The sequence below is a fragment of the uncultured Anaerofustis sp. genome (assembly GCF_938029165.1).
In the GTDB taxonomy this organism is placed as follows: Bacteria; Bacillota; Clostridia; order Eubacteriales; family Anaerofustaceae; genus Anaerofustis.
This window is the reverse complement of the sequence record NZ_CALHFB010000006.1, coordinates 1-3,853: the sequence shown is the minus strand read 5'-3', so window position 1 is coordinate 3,853 and position 3,853 is coordinate 1. Positions and strand designations below refer to the sequence as shown.

2 protein-coding genes are annotated in these 3,853 nt (G+C 40.4%); both read right to left on the bottom strand.

Annotation, left to right across the window (positions count from 1 at the left end; genetic code table 11):
- Positions 1 to 795 precede the first annotated feature (795 nt).
- Positions 796 to 3,441 (bottom strand): valine--tRNA ligase, encoded by a 2,646-nt coding sequence (locus Q0516_RS01200; protein WP_294468973.1) that lies wholly within the window; start codon positions 3,439 to 3,441, stop codon positions 796 to 798.
- A gap of 23 nt (positions 3,442 to 3,464) precedes the next feature.
- Positions 3,465 to 3,638, bottom strand: coding sequence for a hypothetical protein (locus tag Q0516_RS01195; RefSeq protein WP_257481258.1), 174 nt, complete (start codon positions 3,636 to 3,638; stop codon positions 3,465 to 3,467).
- Between the last annotated feature and the right edge of the window lie 215 nt (positions 3,639 to 3,853).

Here is a 3,853-nt window from a genome sequence, read left to right as displayed (position 1 = left end):
TTATTGTAAGAAATATTGGGGTATGATATAATATGAACAGTGGCGCAGTATCCTAGTCGGTTTCGCTATGGTTGAAGGCGGGGCTAAAAATCCGTCAAAGGGCATATCGATGAAGTTTCTTGTTTGGGCTTCTTACGCCCAGTAAGGGGTTCTTTCAGGAAGTAAGGAAGCTGGGGCGATCTGCAACGGCATGCAGGCGTAGACCCTACTTCCGCGGAGGCTCATAGAGATTTATTCTCTATGGGAGAAACCTATGGATGTGACAGTGCGGTGGTAAATCCGCTACTGATGCTGAAGTAGTGTAGCCTGTTTTGAGTGATATAGGGGGAAATACGGAACCAACTTTTTATCGAGTGAGCTCTAAGATAAAAAAGTATTGCTTATGAAACCTATATTGCAAAAGAAACTAGATCATAGTGAAATCGCTGAGGAAAGCTCCTAGGCTGTTTCTAACGATGGTAATTTGGGGATTACAGTGTGAACTAAGTGGGGATTTGGTTCTGCCCGCAGTAATGAGGCAGGGAAATATTGAAAGGGAAACCGCAATTACGGCGACGTTTTTGTATATTTTCGGGAAATCCTACCAAACCTAAGTCGCAAAGTTTACTTAAATTACTGCCACTGAACTTTATAAAAAAGGACAGGCTTTATGCCTGTCTTTTTTACTGCATTAAAACTAGAAGTTTTTTTATTTTAAACTAACTGTTAAAACATGATTATACAATGTATAACCTTACACAAAAAAAGGACCTAGGAAAATCCTAAGTCCTTTTTTTAAGGGAAGTACCCTTAATATTATTTAAGTTTATCGAGGCTCTCTTTGACTTCGTCCATCAAAGACTGATATTTTTTAAGTTTTTCTCTTTCACCCTCAACTACCTTTTCGGGAGCCTTATCGGTGAAATTCTTGTTTGAAAGTTTTTTATCAAGCCTTTCGATTTCCTTTATTAGTTTCTTTTCTTCATTTCTAAGTCTTTCGATTTCCTTTTCCCTGTCGATAAGTTCGCCCATAGGAATGAATATCTTACCGCCCTCTACGACTACCGAGAGTGCTTCTTCCTTATCGTATTCACTGTCTATGAAGCTTATATCTTTAAATCCTGCAAGCTTACACAAGATGTCTTTGCTTGAAGAGAACACTTCTTCCATTTCTTTCGAGCCTGCAAATATATATCCGTCGGCTTTCTTTGAAGGTGGGATATCCATATTTGCTCTGGCGTTTCTAACCGCTCTTAAAGCCTCTACTATTATGGTTATATCTTCTTCTTCCTTAGGGAAGTTATATCCTTCTTTGTACTCAGGGTACTCAGCAGCAATAAGCATGTCCTTTCTTCCCGGCATAAAAGAATAAATATGCTCGGTGATGAAAGGCATATAAGGGTGAAGCATTTTAAGGATATTCATAAACACCAAGTTAAGAGTATACTGAGTGTTAAATCTATCTTCTTTATTTTCAGAGTTCAGGCTTGGTTTGGCAAATTCAATATAAAGGTCGCAGAATTCACTCCATATGAACGTATAAAGTTTTTCAGCAGCGATACCGAACTCGTATTTTTCTATATTTGCAGTAACTTCTTTTACTATTTGATTGGTCCTTGAGATTATCCATTTATCAGTGTTATGAAGTTTGGATAGATCCGCTTCTTTGTTTGCGTCAAAATCTTCAAGGTTCATAAGGATAAACCTTGCGGCATTGTTTATCTTGTTGGCAAAGTTCCTGTTTGATTCAACTTTACTTTCCTGCCACCTTGTATCGTTGCCGGCTTTATTTCCCGTAACGAGAGAGAAACGAAGGACGTCTGCTCCGTATTTGTCTATCACTTCGAGAGGGTCTATTCCGTTTCCGAGAGATTTACTCATCTTCCTTCCCTGAGAGTCTCTGACAAGACCGTGGATATATACATGGTGGAAAGGAGGTTCACCCATTTGCTCTATCCCCGAGAATACCATTCTTGCGACCCAGAAGAAGATTATATCAAATCCGGTAACCAGTACATCGTTGGGATAAAATTTCTTAAGGTCTTCGGTTTCGTTCGGCCAGCCTAAAGTAGAAAAAGGCCAAAGAGCTGAAGAGAACCATGTATCGAGAGCGTCTTCATCCTGTTTAAAAGACGTACATCCGCACTTTTCACACTTAGCGGGTATCGTCTTGGAAACTACCATCTCGTTACATTCAACGCAGTAATAAGCAGGTATCCTGTGTCCCCACCAAAGCTGTCTCGATATACACCAGTCCTTGATGTTTTCCATCCAGTTGAAATATATCTTCTTAAATCTGTCGGGAACGAAGTTTACTTCTTTTTCATTCACGGCGTCTATTGCTGGTTTTGCAAGAGGCTCCATTTTTACGAACCACTGAAGCGAAGTAAGAGGTTCGACGGTTGTGGAACACCTGTAGCATGTACCCACATTATGCATATGGTCTTCTATTTTTTCCAAAAGTCCCAACTCTTCAAGGTCTTTAACTATCGCTTTTCTTGCCTGCTTTGTCGTAAGACCCTGATATTTCCCGCCAAGCTCGTTTATCGTCCCGTCGTCATTGAAAACTCTTATCTGTTCAAGGTCATGCCTTAGCCCTACTTCAAAGTCGTTAGGGTCATGACAAGGAGTTATCTTGACACAGCCTGTACCGAACTCTTTATCTACATATTCGTCGAATACTATAGGTATCTCTTTGTTCACAAGAGGAAGTATCAAACTTTTTCCTTTAAGGTGGAAATATCTTTCGTCATCGGGATTTATGGCAACCGCAGTATCACCAAGCATGGTTTCCGGTCTTGTGGTGGCGATAACGACAAATTCGTCGCTGTCCTTTATAGGATATTTTATATGCCATAAATGTCCCGCTTGTTCTTCGTATTCCACTTCCGCGTCACTTAGCGCTGTCTTACAGCTTGGACACCAGTTTATTATCCTGTTCCCGCGGTAAATAAGCCCCTTTTCATAGAGCCTTATAAAAGTTTCCTTTACAGCTTCGCTTACGCCTTCGTCCATAGTAAAGCGTTCTCTGGACCAGTCGCATGAAGAACCGAGTTTCCTTACCTGATTTGCTATTTCTTTTCTGTAAGTCCTAGCCCAGTCCCAGGCTTCTTCTAAAAACTTCTCTCTGCCAAGGTCCTGCTTTGTTTTTCCAGTTTCTTCTTTTATTTTATCGACTACCTTTACTTCGGTAGCTATACTCGCATGGTCTTCTCCCGGCACCCAAAGTGCGGCGTAGCCTTTCATCCTCTTATAACGAATAAGTATATCCTGAAGAGTATCGTCGAAGGCATGTCCGATATGAAGCTTGCCGGTGATGTTAGGAGGAGGCATTATAATAGTAAAAGGCTTTCCGTCCTTATTTATTTCGGGCTTGAAGTATCCGCCCTTTTCCCATTTTTCATATATTTTACCCTCTATTTTACCAGGGTCATACTGTTTATCAAGTGTATTTTCGCTCATCATTTACCCCCCTTATCTTAATTTTAGCCTATTTGTATAAGTGTAGCCATTATAACCATAAGTCCCATAGGGATTGCAAAGATACTTACTATTTTTTTATATCTTTCTTCGGGATCGTTTTGGTCAAATTTAGGAAGGAAATATGCACCTGCCGCAACCATTAAAATCCCTATTATTCTTACTATCCAAATCTTCATTTTATATACCCTTTCATGTGTAAAATTATAACAAATATGATAACAAAATTCGGATTTTTTGTCAATGAAAGTATTGAGGGGCTCTGCCCCTTACACCCCTTAACTCTGTAGGGGTCCACCCTACGACCCGTTGTAAGGGACTGCGTCCCTTAGGAAACTCTGCGGGGTTTCGCCCCGCACCCCACCAAAAATTTGCTCGTCCAAATTTTTGGATT